The 16,110-nt window shown below is 74.1% G+C and carries 15 protein-coding genes and 2 pseudogenes; 16 read left to right on the forward strand and 1 reads right to left on the reverse strand.

Features of this window, described 5'->3' with window-relative positions:
- Positions 1 to 180 precede the first annotated feature (180 nt).
- Positions 181 to 1,389 (reverse strand): annotated as a pseudogene (locus KIF24_RS16480) (MFS transporter); the annotation flags it as partial.
- A 162-nt stretch (positions 1,390 to 1,551) separates the two neighbouring features.
- Here KIF24_RS16480 and KIF24_RS16485 point away from each other — a divergent pair.
- From KIF24_RS16485 to KIF24_RS16560, 16 genes and pseudogenes are all read left to right on the forward strand, one after another.
- The gene (locus KIF24_RS16485; protein ID WP_221084797.1) at positions 1,552 to 2,535 is read left to right on the forward strand and encodes a LacI family DNA-binding transcriptional regulator; all 984 of its coding nucleotides are present in this window, start codon (positions 1,552 to 1,554) and stop codon (positions 2,533 to 2,535) included.
- Between the two features lie 345 nt (positions 2,536 to 2,880).
- On the forward strand, positions 2,881 to 3,633 hold the full coding sequence (locus tag KIF24_RS16490; RefSeq protein WP_230415674.1) for an LppM family (lipo)protein: 753 nt from the start codon (positions 2,881 to 2,883) through the stop codon (positions 3,631 to 3,633).
- Between the two features lie 86 nt (positions 3,634 to 3,719).
- Positions 3,720 to 4,055 (forward strand): hypothetical protein, encoded by a 336-nt coding sequence (locus KIF24_RS16495; RefSeq protein ID WP_221084799.1) that lies wholly within the window; start codon positions 3,720 to 3,722, stop codon positions 4,053 to 4,055.
- Between the two features lie 13 nt (positions 4,056 to 4,068).
- Positions 4,069 to 4,677 carry a glycine zipper family protein gene (locus KIF24_RS16500; protein WP_221084800.1) on the forward strand — a complete coding sequence of 203 codons (609 nt, stop codon included), beginning with the start codon at positions 4,069 to 4,071 and terminating at the stop codon, positions 4,675 to 4,677.
- Positions 4,674 to 5,363 (forward strand): carboxypeptidase-like regulatory domain-containing protein, encoded by a 690-nt coding sequence (locus tag KIF24_RS16505; RefSeq protein ID WP_221084801.1) that lies wholly within the window; start codon positions 4,674 to 4,676, stop codon positions 5,361 to 5,363. Before KIF24_RS16500 ends, KIF24_RS16505 begins: the two co-directional genes overlap by 4 nt.
- A gap of 22 nt (positions 5,364 to 5,385) precedes the next feature.
- Positions 5,386 to 6,632: pseudogene (locus tag KIF24_RS35095) on the forward strand (phage tail sheath family protein).
- 1 nt (position 6,633) lies between these two features.
- On the forward strand, positions 6,634 to 7,113 hold the full coding sequence (locus KIF24_RS16515; RefSeq protein WP_221084802.1) for a phage tail protein: 480 nt from the start codon (positions 6,634 to 6,636) through the stop codon (positions 7,111 to 7,113).
- 980 nt (positions 7,114 to 8,093) lie between these two features.
- A complete protein-coding gene (locus tag KIF24_RS16520; RefSeq protein WP_221084803.1) occupies positions 8,094 to 8,396 on the forward strand; it encodes a hypothetical protein in 303 nt (100 codons plus the stop codon).
- Positions 8,396 to 10,069, forward strand: a complete 1,674-nt coding sequence (locus tag KIF24_RS32970) for a CIS tube protein (RefSeq protein WP_230415678.1) — start codon at positions 8,396 to 8,398, stop codon at positions 10,067 to 10,069. The genes KIF24_RS16520 and KIF24_RS32970 overlap by 1 nt, the downstream gene beginning before the upstream one ends.
- A 17-nt stretch (positions 10,070 to 10,086) precedes the next feature.
- The gene (locus tag KIF24_RS32975; RefSeq protein ID WP_331461160.1) at positions 10,087 to 10,758 is read left to right on the forward strand and encodes a phage baseplate assembly protein V; all 672 of its coding nucleotides are present in this window, start codon (positions 10,087 to 10,089) and stop codon (positions 10,756 to 10,758) included.
- Positions 10,758 to 11,096, forward strand: coding sequence for a hypothetical protein (locus KIF24_RS16535; protein WP_221084804.1), 339 nt, complete (start codon positions 10,758 to 10,760; stop codon positions 11,094 to 11,096). The genes KIF24_RS32975 and KIF24_RS16535 overlap by 1 nt, the downstream gene beginning before the upstream one ends.
- Positions 11,093 to 11,560, forward strand: coding sequence for a GPW/gp25 family protein (locus tag KIF24_RS16540; protein WP_221084805.1), 468 nt, complete (start codon positions 11,093 to 11,095; stop codon positions 11,558 to 11,560). Before KIF24_RS16535 ends, KIF24_RS16540 begins: the two co-directional genes overlap by 4 nt.
- Positions 11,557 to 14,151 (forward strand): putative baseplate assembly protein, encoded by a 2,595-nt coding sequence (locus KIF24_RS16545; protein WP_221084806.1) that lies wholly within the window; start codon positions 11,557 to 11,559, stop codon positions 14,149 to 14,151. The genes KIF24_RS16540 and KIF24_RS16545 overlap by 4 nt, the downstream gene beginning before the upstream one ends.
- Positions 14,132 to 14,728 carry a phage tail protein gene (locus KIF24_RS16550; RefSeq protein WP_221084807.1) on the forward strand — a complete coding sequence of 199 codons (597 nt, stop codon included), beginning with the start codon at positions 14,132 to 14,134 and terminating at the stop codon, positions 14,726 to 14,728. The genes KIF24_RS16545 and KIF24_RS16550 overlap by 20 nt, the downstream gene beginning before the upstream one ends.
- The gene (locus KIF24_RS16555; protein ID WP_221084808.1) at positions 14,725 to 15,648 is read left to right on the forward strand and encodes a carbohydrate-binding protein; all 924 of its coding nucleotides are present in this window, start codon (positions 14,725 to 14,727) and stop codon (positions 15,646 to 15,648) included. The genes KIF24_RS16550 and KIF24_RS16555 overlap by 4 nt, the downstream gene beginning before the upstream one ends.
- Positions 15,645 to 16,100: a hypothetical protein gene (locus KIF24_RS16560; protein ID WP_221084809.1), complete on the forward strand. Its 456-nt coding sequence runs from the start codon at positions 15,645 to 15,647 to the stop codon at positions 16,098 to 16,100. The genes KIF24_RS16555 and KIF24_RS16560 overlap by 4 nt, the downstream gene beginning before the upstream one ends.
- Positions 16,101 to 16,110: the final 10 nt, after the last annotated feature.

Consider the following 16,110-nt stretch of genomic DNA (forward strand, 5'->3'; position numbering starts at 1 on the left):
TCCTCTTCTCGGCGTGCCTCCCAGTGCAGCACCGCCGCCTGGCAGATCCCTGTGAGCCCGGTGCGAGGGACCTGGGCGGTGGGCGCTGCCCGATGATCGACTCGGCGATGCGGCCGTCGGCCAGCTACGCGTCCGGGCCCGCCGAGCCCGCCCGCGCCGGCACCCCGTGTTGCCGGCGGCGGGCGGACGGGCCGCGGGGACCAGGAACAGGGTCGGCAGCAGCAGCAGCGGCACGACCAGCAGCGCCCGCAGGGTGCCGACCTGGTCGCCGAGCATGCCCAGCAGCGGCGGCCCGGCGAGGAACGCGGTGTAACCGATCACCGCGACCACGCTGACCCGGACGTGGGCGTGCTCCTCCTCGTCGGCGGCGGCGCTCATGCCCACCGGGAAGCCGAGCGAGGCACCCAACCCCCACAACGCGACGCCGACCACCGCGACCGGACCGGAGCCGGCGAGCACCGCCAGGCCGGCTCCGACGACGGCGAGCAGGATGGTCGTGGTCAGCACCGGCCCCCGTCCCCACCGATCCAGGGCCACCGTGCCGAGCGTGCGGCCCACCGTCATGCCGACCACGAAGACGCCGAAGACCGCCGCGCCGGCCGCCTCACTGAAGCTGTAACCGTCGATGAAGGCCACCGCGAGCCAGTCGTTGGCGGCGCCCTCGGCGAACGCCGCCGCCAGCACCAGCAGGCCGATGAGCAGGGTGCGTGGCTCCCGCCAGGCCGCGAGCAGCCGGCCCCGGCGCCCGGCGGCGGTGCCGGCGGCCTCCGGTGCGGCCGGCAGGAACGCGCGTGCCCCGAGCAGGGTGCCGCCCAGCACGAGCGCCGCCAGCACGCCGAGGTGCACGGCTACCGGCACGCCCAGCCGGGCGGCACCGGCGCCGATACCGGCGCCGGCCACCGAGCCGAGGCTCCAGGCGGCGTGGAACCGGGGCATCACGGTCCAGCCGAGCCGGCGTTCGACCGCGGCGCCCTCGACGTTCATCGCGACGTCGCAACTGCCGGAGCCGTAGCCGAAGGCGAACAGGCCCACCGCCACCCCGGGCAGCCAACCAGCAACGCCGGCCGAGACCCCGGCGACGGTCAGCCCGAGCGCGACGAGCATCGTGGAGAGCGCCACCGCGCGGGCCGCGCCGAGTCGCTGGGCGACCAGCCCCGCCGTGGGCATGGCGAGGATCGCACCGAGGGACATCGCGAACAGGAGCAGGCCGAGGCGGCCAGGGGTGAGCCCGAGGCCGTCGCGGATCGCCGGCACCCGGGCGAACCAGGTGGCCACGGCCAGCCCGTTGAGCGCGAACACCACCGCCACGCCGTTGCGGGCCGCCAGCACCCCGTGGGACGGGCCGGGGGTGGTCGGCGGTGTGGTGGGGGCGGTGACGGCTGGGTCCACGTACGTTCCGGTCCTCTCCTCGGTGCACTGGCAACGATCACACACCTGGGAGCGCTACCACCACAATCCGCCTCCGGTCCTTACCGCCGGCCGCCGGGCGCGGCATGATGCAGATGGGCGCCCGGGCACCGGAGGCGGGCGACAGGGAACGGGAGAAGGATCATGACGACGGCAGCAGGCCGGCCGGCAACCCTGGACGACGTCGCCCGGGCGGCCGGAGTGTCCCGTTCGACGGCGTCGCGGGTCATCGCGGGCACCGGCTTCGCCTCCTCGACCGCGCGGCAGCGGGTACGCACCGCAGCGGACCTGCTCGGCTACGTGCCGAATCCGGCGGCCCGGGCTCTGGTGCACGGCACCGGCGTACGGCTGCTGGTGGCGGTGGCGGGCACCGGCCCGGCCGTCCTCGACGACCCCTACGTCGACCAGGCGGTCGCCGCGGTGGCACGGGCCTGCGCGCCGCACGATCTGGGGGTCGCGGTGCAATGGCTGCCGCTGGACACGCCGGAACGGCTGATCCAGCTGACCGACGACCGGGGCGTGGCCGGTCTGGTGCTGCTCAACACGACCGCGTCGCTGCTGGGCCTGGTGCCACGGCGACTGCACGGCCGGACGGTGTCGATCGGCATCGGCTCGGCCGCGGTGCCGTCGGTGGACATCGACAACGGCGGCGCCACCGCGACCATCGTCCGCCATCTGTACGCCTCCGGGCGCCGACGGATCGCCATGGTCACCGGCCCGCGCTGGCTGGCCTGCGCCACCCGCTCCGTGCGGGCGTACCGCGGGCTGCTGCGCGACGCCGGTCTGCCGGCGCGGGAGGTGGTCGGTGACTTCAGCGCGGCCCGGGGACACGCCGCCGCCCGGGAGGTGCTGCGACGCTGGCCGGACACCGACGCGATCGTCGGGATCAGCGACGCGACCGCGCTGGGCGTGATCGGTCGGCTGCGTGCCGACGGCGTTCGGGTGCCGGACGACGTGGCCGTGACCGGCTTCGACGACATCCCGCTGGCCTCGACGGCGGCGCTGACCACCGCCAGCCATCCGGTCCGGCAGATCATCACCACGGCCGCGACCATGGTGCTGGAGCAACGCCCGGCACCGGCGACGACCGTCTTCCCGTCGACGCTGGTCCGCCGCGGGAGCGCCTGAGACGGTCGGAGCCGGGCCGGTACGGTTCGGTCGGCCGCGGCCAGCGCGGTGAGACGGGAGGAAGGCCAGGGCGGCGCCCTCGCCGGGGACCACATCCCGCTGCCCCCGCGGGGTCCCTCTTGCGGAAATCGTGGTCAACCTTTCAGAATATCGATTTCCACGGTTTCCGGCCTCAGCCGAATATGACTGGTCACGGGTAAGATCGGCGACTTGCATGTGACTGATCGCTGACTGATGGCTCCTACGGTAAGAGCACACACTGAGGCCATGAATACGGGGCTCGGGCGCATCAGGACACTCCGAGGTGCGGTGTGTCTTGTTCTACTGGCGGCCCTTTCCGGCTGCATGCAGTTCAACGCCGGCCTGACCGTCAACGCCGACGACACGGTCAGCGGCCAACTCCTGCTGACCGCGGCGCGGAACGTGCTGACCGCGAACAACAGGCCGGTCGAGACCGGCTTCGCCGAGCTGAGGCAGAACATCCCGGCGCTACCGGCCGGCCCGGAGACCAGGTACGAGGACGCCACCCACTTCGGCTCTCTGATCAACTACCGGAACGTACCGCTCGACCAATTCGACAGCGAAAGCCTGAGCATCGTCCGCGATGGCGACCGCTACGTTTTCACCCTACCGCTGGACCCGAAGAGGTACGGCGGAAAAGTTGCCGAGCAGGACCCGGAAAATCAAGCCCGATTCATGTTGCTGATGTCGTTCGAGATCGCCGTGACCTTTCCCGGCCGCGTCCTGGACGCAAGCGCCGGCGCTCAGGTCAACGACCGGACGGTCACCTGGCGGGTCAAGCCCAACGAGCGGAAGCCCGCGGAACTGCGGGCCGTCGCCGAGGCCCCGCCCCGACCGTCCGCGGCCGCCGAAGCGGACACCGGCGGTGGATTTCCGTGGCTGCTGATCGCCGCCGGCACGGTGGCGCTGCTGCTCGTGGCGGTGCTGGTCGCACTCCTGCTGCGCCGGCCGCGTACGAACACGGGCGCTCCGCCCGCGGACAGCGCCGCAGCCCAGGGCGGCCGGGCGGCGGGGGCAACGCCGGCCAGCGGGCCCACGCCGGCCACCACGAATCCCGGCCCGCCGGGCGTCGGCTGACCAGCCGGCTGGCGTCGCCCGCCTGGGCGGACGGCACCTCACCGAAACCCCACCTCGCACCATGCGAAATCGAAGGGAAATCGGCCATGAACGATCTCTTCAGCTGGGCGGCCCTGGGCAGTCTCACCGGCGCGAGCGCCGCGACGCTGCTCACCACCAACGTCATCGGCGGACTGATCGGCCCGAGCGCCGACAAGGCCCGCAAGTGGATCGCGCTGGGCATCGCGCTCGCGCTGTCGTACATCACCGCGGGTTTCGCCACCGACGCGGGCTCCGAAAAGTGGATCATCGCCTTCTTCAACGGGCTGGTCATCTTCTCCGCCGCGCTCGGCGTCAACCAGCTGCCGCCGGGCAACCGGCAGGCGACGCCGGTCCAGTTGGCCCAGGGCAACGAGCCCAAATTCATCCGATCCTGGGCCTGAGAGGACCAGGGTCATGGTCTTCGGGATCATCAGCGCCGCCGTCCACGTCGCCGCGGGCGCCGTGCTCGGCCAGCTCGCCGGCGGCACCGTCGGGCTGCTCGTCGGCGCGGGCTTCGGCCTGCTCGTCGGTGCCGTCTTCGGCTGGGCCATCACCTCGGCCCAGGTCTACGGTGCCGATCTCCGCGGTGTGTTCCTCTTCGTCGTCGACCACACCTGGAGCCTGCTGAACACTCTGGTCGGCGCGGGCTACCTCGCGCTGCACCTGGTCTTCGGTCACTCGCTGGACCGGGCCACCTCCCAACGCAGCTGCCGGGTCAACGTGGTCGAGGGGGTCTCCCCCCGCTATGCCACCACCCTCGGCACCGTCTGCGCCGGTTCCAGCTCGGGCATCCAGCGGCACGAGGACGTGCACATCTTCCAGGCCCGGCTGCTCGGGCCGCTCTACATCCCGCTGGTCCTGGCCAACTACGTGCTGTTCACCATCGCGCCGGTCTGGCTGCTGTACCACGACCACGCGGGTGCGCCGATCAACCGCTTCACCCGCTACTTCGAGATCGGCGTCTATCCGCACGTGTGGAACGAGGCCATCGCGTACCGGATCCAGGGGACGCCGCCGCGATGACCGCCGACGGTCCGATCGAGACGGCCACCGCCGAGCTGGCGCGGTGGCTGGCCGGGGCGGCGGGTGACACCGTCCCGGTCGGCCCGCCCCGGCCCGACGCCGACCCGGGCCGGCTGACCCTGTGGCCACTGGAACTGCGGCCGGCTCGGCAGACCCGGGGCAGCGGCGGACCCGAGCCGTACCGCCTCGTGGTGCGCTACCTGCTCGCCGCCGGTGGGCCGGACGCCCTGGCGGCGCTGGACCGGGTCCTCGTCGCGGCCACCGCCGCGAGCGGGCACACCCTGGTGCTGGAGGCCGGCGATCCGACCCTGTGGGCGGCATTCGGGGCGGCGCCCCGACCGTCGCTGCTGATCGACGTGCCCGTGCAGGTCACCCACCCGAGCCAGCCGGCCGCACCGGTACTGCACCCGCTGCGGCTGCGCCAGCTGGACATGCTGACCCTCGACGGCCGGGTCGTGGGCCCGGCCGAGCAACCGCTCGCGGCGATGCGGGTCGAGGTCGTCGGCCAGCCGTACGCGACCCAGACCGACCCGGCGGGCCGATTCCGGGTCGCCGGCGTGCCCCACGACCCGGAGCGGCCGGGTCCGATCCGGCTCCGGCTCACCGGCCGGGGGCAGACGCTCACCACCGAGGTCGACCCGGCCGACCCCGACATCGTCATCGTCTGCACGCCACCGACCCGCTGACCCGACCCGTACGGGAGGACCGATGCCCACCTACTTCTCACCCGGCATCTACGTCGAGGAGGTGCCCAGTGGTGCCCGGCCGATCGGACCGGTCGGCACCAGCACCGCCGGCTTCGTCGGCGTCGCACCGGACCGCACCGCCCACCTCGGCGAGGCCCTCGCGGTGAACAACTGGACCGACTTCCTCCGGTTGTACGCCGACGGCGAACAGTTGGAGAGCACCCCGCTGGCCCGGGCCGTCTTCGGTTTCCTCGACAACGGTGGCACCCGCTGCTGGGTGGTCAACGTCGGCGAGGGCGGCTCGATCTCCGGCACCGGCCGCCAGCGCGGCGGGTTGGACCTGCTCGAGGCGGTCGACGAGATCGCCATCCTGGCCGCACCCGGCTTCCACGACCCGGTCTCCCACGAGGCCCTGCTCAGCATGGCCGAACGCACCCGCACGATGGTCGCCATCTGCGACCCGGCACCCGACATCGACGACGTCTCCACCCTCACCCGGGTCGCCACGCCCGGCTCGGCCCGGCCACCGAAGCCGAGCGACGCCGACGCGGCTGCCGCCACCGGCGGCGGATCGGGCTCGGGCTCCGGCGGGGCGGCCCGGTGTCACACCGACCCCGGCAGTGCGACGTCGCCACCCTCTACTATCCCTGGCTGCAGGTCCGCGACCCACTCAGCGGCGAGTTGGTGCTCACCCCGCCGAGCGGGCACGTCGCGGGCATCTGGGCCCGCACCGACGCCCTGCGCGGGGTGCACAAGGCACCGGCGAACGAACCGGTACGCGGCGCGGTCGACCTGGGCCACCTGGTCACCCGGGCCGAGCACGATGTGCTCAACCCCAAGGGCGTCAACGTCATCCGCTACTTCCCCGGCGAGGGCATCCGGGTCTGGGGCGCGCGTACCCTCGCCGCCGAGGCCAGCGAGTGGCGCTACCTCAACGTCCGGCGGCTCTCCATCGCCATCGAACAGGCCATCGCCAACGGCACGCGCTGGATGGTGTTCGAGCCGAACGACTACACGCTGTGGCGTTCGATCCGCCGGGACGTCGGCGCCTTCCTCACCCGGGTGTGGCGTGACGGCGCGCTGCTGGGGCGTACGCCCGAGGAGGCGTTCTTCATCAAATGCGACGAGGAGACGAATCCGGTCGACGTCCGCGACGCCGGCATGGTGGTCGCCCACATCGGCATCGCCGTGGTCAAGCCCGCGGAGTTCGTGGTGTTCAAGCTGAGCCAGTGGGCCGGCGGCACCGAGACCGAGACGATTGGAGGCTGACATGCCGACCACGGCCACGCCGCAGCCGGGCACCCCGGTCGACCCCTACCGTGGGTACAACTTCCAGCTGCTGGTCAACGGTGTGACAAACGGCCATTTCACCGAGGTGAGCGGGCTCGAGGTGAACATCCCCGCGGTGCCGTACCGGGAACAGGGCAACGACCGGATCCGGATGGTCCCCGGGCAGGTCGAGTACGGGCCGGTCACGCTGCACTTCGGTCTCACCGCGTCGCGGGAGTTGTGGGACTGGGTGCACGCGGTCGCCCGGGGCACGGTCAACCGCCGCAACGTCTCCGTGGTGCTGCTCGACGCCGCCGGCACGGCGGAGGTGCTGCGCTGGAATCTGATCAACGCCTGGCCGACGAACTGGCGGGGCGCCCACCTGAACACGCTCGGCCAGGAGATCGCCATCGCGGCACTGACGCTGCGCTACGAGAGCCTGGAACTGGAGGCCGGTGGTGCCGCGCCGACGCCCGCGTAGCTGGCTGGCCGGCCGGCTGCGGTCCGCGGCACGGATCGTGGACCGCTTCGCCGGCGTCATCGATCCCTGTCCCACCGCGACCGCCGCCGCACCGCCCGTCGGGTCCGGTGCCGGTGGCGCCGCGGGTTCGGACCGGCGACCCGGCCAGCCGCCGGAGCACTGGCTGCGGGTGGTCGCGACGCACGCTCCCGGCCTGCTGCGCGACCTCGCCGTGGACCTACCGGGCGGCACGGAGCGGACGGACGGCACGGAGCGGACGGACGGCACCGCGCCGGACCCAGGCCACCCCTACCGCCGGCCGGGTACGGGCGATGCCGCAGGCCCGCACCAGACGTCCGACACCCCGGCCGGCCTGGCGTTGCCGGCAGCGGACCGGACCTCGGCCGGCGTGGCACCGCCGGCAGTGGACGAGACCGCCGCTACCTCCGACACGTCCTTTGCTCTGCTTCAACCGACGCAACGCCCACTGTCCGGAAACCGGACGCCGGGCGATGCGTGGAGTGAAGCAGAGCAAAGGGGCGGCGCAGGGACACCACCTCGGCCCGGCTCCGGGTCGGCCGATGCTCCGGTGCCGCGAGCAGGCTCCCGCCGGCCGACCCGCTCGAACGGCTGGCTTCACCCGCCCGACACCGCCGGGTCCGGGACGGTCACGCCGGCTGGCTCCCGGACCGGACCGACGCACCAGTCGCCGCGGCCGGTCCGGGCCCACCTGAGCCTGGCACCGGAGCCACGGCTGGCGGATCCGGACCTGACGACGCTACCCAGCCCACACCCCACCGGAGCGAGCCCGCACCCCGGCCCGGCGACCGGGTCACCTGCGAGGCAGCCGGCCACCCGACCCGGCGGCGACCTTCATCGGCGCGCCGGAGCGGGTCTCCCGGACCGGGACGGCGAGATCGGGCACCACCTCCCGACCCGGGGCGGGCGCCGTCCGGCGACGGACTCTGGCCGGGCAGCGGCGCCCCGGCCGGCGACGGACGGTGGCAGGGCAGCGGGTTGCCCCCACGCGCCCGGCCGGCGACGCGCGCCGGCCCGACGCGGTACGCCAATCCGATGGCCGACGCCGACCCGGCGGCGAGACCCAGGCGGGCGACGGGCACCGCGCCGGCCCGGCGGGCCGCTCCTGGCCGGAGTTGGAGCCTCAGCGCTCACCCGGCGGATGGGGCGGACCCGATCCGTGGCCGGCGCTGCCCGACGACCGGGCACTGTGGTCGGTCCCCGATCCGGGTGGCCCGGACGCCGAACGTCTGGGCCGGCTCGACAGCGAGCAGGCGGGTGGCTGATGGAACGCGTCGCCTTCCTCATCGACAGCAGCGGCGAGCGGATCGACTGCCTGCTCAACCCGGAAACCGTCCAGGCGACCCGCCTCGCCGGCGTCCGACACCGGGGCGACACCGGCGGCCAGCTCACCGGCGCCGGGCTGGCCGACGACCCGCTGGTCTTCACCGGCGGAGGCCGCACCGAACTCGTGCTCGACCTGCTCTTCGACATCGACTTCGCCGAGGGGCAGGTGCGCCCCGCCGACGTACGGGCGCTGACCCGCCCGCTGTGGATGCTGGCGGAGAACTCGGCGGTCGAACACGGTTGGCTGCGGCCACCGCTGGTCCGGTTGGTCTGGGGCAAGACCTGGAACGTGCCCGGAGTGATCGTCGCCGTCGCGGAGCGCTTCGACGCCTTCACCGCCACCGGTTCGCCACGCCGGTCATGGCTGCGGCTCAAGCTGGTCCGGGTGGCGGAGGACGCCGATCGGGCGCAGGAGGGCTTCGCCGAGGAACTGTCCGTCGCGCAGACCCCGGCCGTGGCGCCCGGCACGACCGTGCTCGCCGCCGGCGACGGGACCGCCGCCGCCGACTCCTCGGGCGTACGCTTCGACCTGCTCGCCCACGACGCCCTGGGCTCACCGCTGCGCTGGCGGCTGCTGGCCGAGCACAACCGGATCACCGACCCGCTCGCCGTGCCCGCCGGCACCGCCCTGGCCGTGCCACCGCTGCCCGGAACCGCGCCGGCCGCGCTCGCCGAGCCGCTGTCCGCGGCCACCGGCGGGAGGGTCGTGACCGCCGCCGCGCACCGGGCGCCGACCGTGCTGCTCGACGGCGCCGCGTTGCCCGCGACGGTGTACGGCCGGGTCACGTCGATCCGGGTGGCCGCCCGGCTGAACCGGCCCACCCAGTGCGAAGTGGCGCTGAGCGCCGGGTCCGGCACCGCCGCGCTGACCGGGCCGGTGCGCATCGGCGCCCACCTCGACGTCCGTCTCGACGGGCAGTCGGCGGCCCTGTTCACCGGCGAGGTCACCGCCGTCGAGGTCGAGTACGCCGCCGACGGCGCCGCCACGCTGCGGCTGCGCGGGTACGACGCCCTGCACCGGCTGCGCAAGCGCCAGCGGCTCCGGGTCTTCGAGTCGGTGACCGCCGCCGAACTGGCCACGGAACTCTGCGCCGACCTCGGGTTGAGCGTCGACGCGGAGGCCGACGGGCCGCGGCTGGACCGGCTCCCGCACCACCGGCCCAGCGATCTCGACCTGCTGCTGGAGGTGACCGGCCGGGCCGGGCTGCACCTCAGCGTCGACGGGGACGTGCTGCATCTGGTCACCCTGCGGGGCCACGGCGAACCGATCGCGCTGGAGTTGGGCCGCGACGTGCACGGCCTGCGGCTGTCGGTCAACTCCGACGCGGCGGCCGGGAGAGCGCGGCGCTCGGCTGGCACCCACAGCGGGCCGAACCGATCAGCCAGCGCGCGGGCACGCCACGGTGCGGGCGGCACACCCCGGTCGACCCGGATCCGGCCGACGTCGGCGCCGACGGCACCCGTACCGCACTGGACCAGCCGGGGCGCAGCGACGACGAGATCGCCGCGCTCGCCCAGGCCCGGCTGGACGTCCGGGCCGCCGCCCTGGTCACCGCGGCGGGAACGGCCGAGGGCGATCCGGCGCTGCGACCCGGCCGCCGGATACGCCTGAGCGGTGTCGCCGAGGCGGTGGCGGGCACGTACGTGCTGACCGAGGTGGTGCACACCGTCGACGCGAGCGGTCACCTGAGCCGCTTCTCCACCGCACCGCCACCGGCGCCACCGGCCGGGCCGCCCGCCCCGGCGGTGGTCACCCTCGGCACGGTGACCGACGTGACGGACCCCGACGGGTTGGGCCGGGTGCGGGTGGAACTGCCGGCGTACGGCGGGGCGGACGCCGGGTGGCTCGCGGTCCTCTGCCCGGGAGCGGGCCGGGGCAAGGGACTGGTGGCGCTGCCCGATCCGCAGGACAGCGTGCTGGTGGCGCTGCCCGGTGGTGAACCGGCCTCGGGAGTGGTGCTCGGCTCGCTGTTCGGCACCGTCGAGCCGTACGACACCGGGGTGGACGACGGACGGGCCCGGCGCTGGTCGCTGCGGACGGCCGGGGGTCAGCAGGTGGTGATCGACGACGTGGCACGCAGCCTGCGGTTGAGCACCGACGCCGGCAGCTGGCTGGAGCTGACCCCGCAACTGGCCACCCTGCACGCCGCCAGCGACCTGGTGCTCTCCGCACCGGGGCGGGCGATGGTCGTCCGCGCCCGGAGCGTCGACTTCCTGCACGCCGAGACGGTCGAGGATCCGCAGACCGCCGCCGAGCGGGCCCGCACCCTCGCCCGTGCCCATCACGAAGGAGGCGGCTGATGCGCTGGATCCACCGCGACTCGTTGATCAGGTGCAGTCACGACGGCCGGGTCCGCAACCGGGCCGCCCAGCAGTGGGTGACCGTGGCCGGCGTGCCGGTGCTGGTGGCCGACGACCCGAAGGGCCGCGAGATCGTCGCCTGCCCGAACTACGGCGCCACGGTCAAGCCGTGCACCCGGACCGAGCCGGTACGGGCCGGCTACAGCGACTGGGTACGCGTCAACGGTCACCGGATCGTGCTATCGCACCTTTCCGGGTTCACCAACGGCAGCCCGCCCGGCCAGTTCACCTACCGGGTGCGCGACCCCCGGCAGCGGTTCGTGGGGGCCGACCGGTGAGGGCCCTCCGGTTCGTCGGCGCCGGCTTCGACCCGGGTCAGGGCCGCGGGCCCGGATTGACCGCAGCCGGCGGGCTGGCCATGACCGACGGTGACGAGACGGTACGCCAGGCGCTGTTCCTGCTGCTGTCCACCACCCCGGGCGAGCGGCTGATGCGCCCCGGGTACGGATCACACCTGCACCGGCTGGTCTTCGCGCCGAACGACGACACCACCGCCGGGCTCGCCATCCACTACGTGCGCGCGGCCATCGCCCGATGGGAGCCCCGCATCGACGTACTCGACGTCGACGCCGGGCCCGACCGGGACGACCCGTGGCGCCTGGTGATCCGGCTGGACTACCGGATCCGGGCCAGCCTCACCCCCGGTCAGCTCGTCTTCTCGGTCGACCTGCTGCCCGCCGACGACGACCCGCCCGCCGGGCCGACGCCCGATCCCGGCGCCGACGTAGAGGAGCCGCGATGACGCTGCCCGTGCCGCACCTGGACGACCGGACCTTCCTCGACCTGGTGACCGAGGCCCGGGAACGGATCCGGCAGTCCTGCCCGGGCTGGACCGACCTGTCCGCGCACGATCCGGGCATCGCACTGCTGGAGGCGTTCGCCCACCTCACCGAGGTGATGATCTACCGGCTGAACCAGTTGCCGGAAAGGGCGTACGTCTCCTTCCTCAACCTGCTCGGGGTGACCCGGCACGCGCCGACGGCGGCCTGGGCGGACGTCCGGTTCACCCGCACCGGCGCCGACGACGCCCCGCTGCGGATCCCGGCCGGCACCCGGGTGGCCGCGGCCCGCGGTGCCGACCCGCGACCGGTGGTCTTCATCACCTGCGAACCGGCGCTGCTGACCGCCGGGCAGCGCGAGGCGACCGTCCGGATGCACCACTGTGAGCCGGTCGAGGCGGAACTGCTCGGCGTGGGCACCGGCGCACCGGGCCAGGTGCTGCGCGCCGAACGGGCGCCACTGGCGCGTACCGCCGAGCCACTGGACCTGCTGCTCGGTGTCGAGGTGCCCGCCGGGTCGGTGGAACTGGGGGCGGCGGCCCGGGAACACGACGGACGCACCTTCGAGATCTGGCGCGCGGTGGACAGCTTCGCCGGCCTCGGCCCGCAGGACAAGGCGTACCTGGTGGACCGCTGCTCCGGGACGGTGACCTTCGCCCCGGCGCTGGACCTGCGGGCACCCGACGGTTCGTTGAGCGTCGGCGACGGCGCGGTCGCGGCGGTGCCGCCGGCCGGGCGTCAGGTCCGCCTCTGGTACCGCGCGGGTGGCGGGCCGGCCGGCAACGTGGCCGCCGGCACGCTGACGAGCCTGCGCGACCCGCTGCCGGGGGTGAGGGTGGCCAATCCGCTGCCGGCGGCCGGCGGGCGGGAGATGGAGGCCATGGAGTCGGTGCTGCTGCGCGGGCCGTACGCGTTCTTCGCCCAGCAACGCGCGGTGACCGCCCGTGACTTCGAGGTGCTGGCCACCGCCTCCGGTGGGGTGAGCCGGGCCCGTGCCTTCACCCGGGCCGCCGTCTACAGCTTCGCCCGGCCGGGCGAGGTGGAGGTGGTGCTGGTGCCGTACGTGCCGGCCGACGCCCGGCCCGGCGGCCGGCTCCCGGTGCGGGTGCTGCGCGAGCACGAGGTGGACCAGGCGCGGCTGCGGGTCGAGGCGGACCTGGAGCGTCGCCGCTCGCTGGGCACCACCTGCCGGGCGAGCTGGGCGCGGTACAAGGCGGTGTCCATCCGGGCCCGGGTGGTGGTCCGCCGGGAGGAGGACGTCGAGGCGGTGCGCCGGCGCATCCACGACCGGCTGCACCAGACGCTCAGCCCGCTGCCGGGCACGCTCAACCCGACCGGTTGGGCGTTCGGCGAGCCGTTGCGGGCGTCCAACGTGTACCGGCTGCTGGAGCACGCCGAGCCCGGGGTGCGCTACGTCGAGTCGGTGCGGTTCGTGGTGGACGAGGCACCGGAAGACCAGGTGCGGACCCTCGCCGCCGACGAGTACCAGCCACGCACCTGGTACGCCGGCAGCGGTGCGGTGCTGTTCCGGTCGACAAACGCGGGAGCCGGTTGGGAGCCGGCGGGACGGTTCGACGGGGAGACCGTGCAGCGGGTGGCACCCGCGCCCGCCCCGGTCCGCCCGGGCATCGTGGCCCGGCCCGGTTCGGTGGCGGTGGCCACCGTCCGCGCCGGTGGCGGTTCCCGGGTGCACCTGAGCACCGACCTGGGCGAGACCTGGTCGCTGCTGGCCGACCTGGAGTCACGGATCAGCGACCTGGCGTGGATCGACCGGGACGGCGCGGGATCGCTGCTGGTCGCCACCGACACCGGGCTGTACGAGGTGTCCCTGCTGCCCGGTGCGGTGCCGCTGCAGATCCTGGTCGAGCCGGCCGACGCCGATCGGGGCTTCTACGCGGTGCGGGCGTTCGTCTCCGAACGGGGCGCCCCGGGGGTCGCGGTGGCGGCCCAGGCCGGTTTCGGAGTGTACCTGTCCGGCAACGCCGGTCGGCCCGGCAGCTTCAGCCACGTCGGCCTGGCCAACGTCGACAACCGGGTGCTCACCGTGCAGTACGACGGCCCCGCCACCCTGCTGTGGAGCGGCGCCGGGGAGCCGGACCCGAAGAAACCCGGGCAGGGCTGCTTCCGCGCCCGGCTGTTCGAGTCCGACGTGAAGTGGCAGGCGGTGCAGGCGGGTTGGGTCGGCGGCACCTGCCGGGACCTCGCCTTCAGTGGCACTCTCGCGCTGGCCGCGACGCAGAGCGGTGGGGTGCTGCGCCTGGACACCCTCGCCGCGCAGCCGCAGTGGACGTCGGTGATGGTCAACTGCGGACTGCCGCTGCGCGACCGGTCCCGGTTCGTGCCGGTGGACGCGGTCGCCGCGACCAGCGGCGCCGAGCGGCTGGTGCTGGCCGGCGGCGAGCGCGGGGTGCACCGCAGCGCCGACGCGGTGGACTGGTCTGCCAGCGCCAACCAGGCCACCGCCGACGTGGTGACCGTCCCGGACACATGGCTGCTCTGCTCCGGCGAGCACGACATCGAGGTGGTGCGGCAGGATGCGTCGAGCGGGCATTGAGCGGCTGCTGCCCGCGGCCTACCAGCGGGCCTGCGTGCCGGGCAGCGTGCTGTGGGCGCTGCTGGACGTGATGGAGGCGTTGCACGCCCCGGACGAGACGGTGCTGGCCGACGTCGACGCGCTGTTCGCGCCGTACCAGGCGCCGGGCCCGATGGTGGCCTACCTGGCCCGGTGGGTGGCGATGGACCACGTCGTCGCCAGGCCCCGGCGGGACGCGCCGCTGCCGCTGCCGCTGAGCCGGCTGCGCGATCTGGTGGCCCACGGTGCGCAGTTGGCCGCCTGGCGGGGCACCCCGCACGGGCTGCGCACCGCCCTGGAGCTGGCCACCGGGGTCACCGGTTTCGTCCTCGACGAACCGGCCGAACGACCCTTCCACGTGGTCGTCCGGGTTCCGCCGGCCGCCGCCGACCAGGTGAGCCTGGTCAGCCGCATCGTCGAGGCGGAGAAACCCGCCGCGGTCACCGCCGAGATCACGGTCGGGGAATCCTCGCCGGACCGTGCGGTCGGGCGGGCCAGCGTTCCGTCGCCATCCGTCGTCCCCACCTCTCCCGTTCCCGCTCCCGAGGAGCCGTCATGACCACCGAATGGACCGTCGTCGCCGCCGCCGAACAGTTCACCCTGGACACCCGCAACGCCGGTGAGCTGACCTTCACCGTCTCCAACCCGGGGGTCGCGCCGGACACGGTGGTGTTCGACGTGGCGCCCGGCGAGGGCACGCAGCGGTCCTGGTTCACCGTCACCGAGCCGCAGCGGGTGGTCCCCGGGCAGGGCTCCGTGTCGTTCCTGGTCCGCCTGGCCGTGCCGCCGGGCACGCCGTCGCGGCGCTACGACATGACCGGGTTCGCGTACTCGGCGAACACCGCGCCGGAGGAGAGTTCCCGGGCCAGCGGGCGGGTCACCTACGAGGTGCGGGCCGTGGCGCCGCCGAAACGTACGCCCTGGCCGTGGATCGCCGCGGCGGCGGCCCTCGTGCTGGTGGTCTCGGCGGTGGTGGTGTTCCTGGTGGCCCGCGACGACGAACCACCGCCGGAGCTACGGGTGGTGACCATCGAGGCGGAGAGCCTGGTGGCCGGGGCGCAGGTCGAGTCACCGTCGAGTTCCGGTGCGACCGTGGCCGTCCAGCCGAACTGCTGCGAGGTGACGTGGTCGCAGGACGCACAGCTGTTCTTCCTCGGCCGCGCGGTCAACGACCGGCTCACCGTGACGGTGGAGCTGCCCGCCGAGGCGACCTGGCAGCTGTCCACCGTGCGGACCACCTCGTTCGACTATGCCAACACGGTGTTCCTGATCGACGGACGGCAGGTCGGTGACCCGTTCATCGGCTTCACCCCCAAGGTGCAGATCACCGACTGGGTCGACGTGGGCCGGGTGCGGCTCGGCTCCGGCCCGCACCGGATCACGCTGGTCGCGATCGGCAAGACGCAGAGCACCAACCGCTACTTCGCCGGCATCGACATGATCCGGTTCAGCGAGGTCCCGCCGGAGGACAAGCGGTGAGCGGTCAGCAGAAGGCCCTGCTCGCCACCCTCGGCGTGCTGCTGGTGGTGTTGTTCGCGGTGGCGCTCGGCGCGGGACGGGGCGACCGGGGCGACCCGGCGGCCCGGCACCCGTTGGTCGACCTGCTGGGCGGGGTCGGCGGCGGGCGCAGCGCGGTCGACCCGGCGGCGGTCGACGCGGACTGCGCCGAGGCGCCCGGTCGACTGGCGGTCACCGACCGCTGTGCGCTGCGGGTGGCCGACCCGGGTGGGCTGCGCACCCTGGTCCTGCGCAGTCCGGACGCGTTCACCGTGCGGGCCGTGGCCCCCGGCGACGCCGACGTGACCGTCACCGACGAGGTCACGCCGGCCGGCGACGGCACCGGCGCGGTGGCCCGGGTCGCCGTCGACCGGGCCACCACGGTGCTGGTGAGCTGCCCCGGCGGCTGCCTCGTCACGGTCACCCGGGACTGAGGCGGGGGGC

It is taken from the genome of Micromonospora tarapacensis (assembly GCF_019697375.1).
In the GTDB taxonomy this organism is placed as follows: Bacteria; Actinomycetota; Actinomycetes; order Mycobacteriales; family Micromonosporaceae; genus Micromonospora; species Micromonospora tarapacensis.

Bases quoted from the DNA above. Each gene is read 5' to 3' on its own strand.
- KIF24_RS16485 (WP_221084797.1), top strand. From the start codon at position 1,552: ATGACGACGGCAGCAGGCCGGCCGGCAACCCTGGACGACGTCGCCCGG.
- KIF24_RS16490 (WP_230415674.1), top strand. From the start codon at position 2,881: ATGCAGTTCAACGCCGGCCTGACCGTCAACGCCGACGACACGGTCAGC.
- KIF24_RS16495 (WP_221084799.1), top strand. From the start codon at position 3,720: ATGAACGATCTCTTCAGCTGGGCGGCCCTGGGCAGTCTCACCGGCGCG.
- KIF24_RS16500 (WP_221084800.1), top strand. From the start codon at position 4,069: ATGGTCTTCGGGATCATCAGCGCCGCCGTCCACGTCGCCGCGGGCGCC.
- KIF24_RS16505 (WP_221084801.1), top strand. From the start codon at position 4,674: ATGACCGCCGACGGTCCGATCGAGACGGCCACCGCCGAGCTGGCGCGG.
- KIF24_RS16515 (WP_221084802.1), top strand. From the start codon at position 6,634: ATGCCGACCACGGCCACGCCGCAGCCGGGCACCCCGGTCGACCCCTAC.
- KIF24_RS32970 (WP_230415678.1), top strand. From the start codon at position 8,396: ATGGAACGCGTCGCCTTCCTCATCGACAGCAGCGGCGAGCGGATCGAC.
- KIF24_RS16535 (WP_221084804.1), top strand. From the start codon at position 10,758: ATGCGCTGGATCCACCGCGACTCGTTGATCAGGTGCAGTCACGACGGC.
- KIF24_RS16545 (WP_221084806.1), top strand. From the start codon at position 11,557: ATGACGCTGCCCGTGCCGCACCTGGACGACCGGACCTTCCTCGACCTG.
- KIF24_RS16550 (WP_221084807.1), top strand. From the start codon at position 14,132: ATGCGTCGAGCGGGCATTGAGCGGCTGCTGCCCGCGGCCTACCAGCGG.
- KIF24_RS16555 (WP_221084808.1), top strand. From the start codon at position 14,725: ATGACCACCGAATGGACCGTCGTCGCCGCCGCCGAACAGTTCACCCTG.